The organism is Priestia sp. SIMBA_032, from assembly GCF_046535215.1.
Lineage (GTDB): Bacteria > Bacillota > Bacilli > Bacillales > Bacillaceae_H > Priestia > Priestia aryabhattai.
The window spans coordinates 1-271 of sequence record NZ_JAWRXD010000670.1; the positions used below are offsets into that span (position 1 = coordinate 1).

Annotated in this window: 1 protein-coding gene; it reads right to left on the minus strand. The window is 30.6% G+C overall.

The window, feature by feature from the left end; all coding sequences use genetic code 11:
- A partial coding sequence (locus tag SB717_RS35940; RefSeq protein ID WP_410907764.1) for a permease prefix domain 1-containing protein occupies positions 1-271 on the minus strand: 271 nt, incomplete at both ends.

The following is a 271-nucleotide window of genomic DNA, read 5'->3' on the forward strand; positions in this document are numbered from 1 at the left end:
AACTGCGAACAGAGTCAAATGTAGAAGTCGAAATAAACGTTCCTAAAAAGACAATAAAACAAATGATTATATAAGGAATACATAAAATTTTTGATAATACCTTTAATGGCCTAGGAACTTCGTATACCGATTTATTAATCTCTACGCCAATAACTTTTGATTCTCCAAAACTTTGAATCGCTTTATAAATCGCTTCTTTTTCATTCATCCCTTGCTCCATATATTCTTCTTTCAAGCTGTTCAAGTGATCATACATTTCTAGAAATAACTC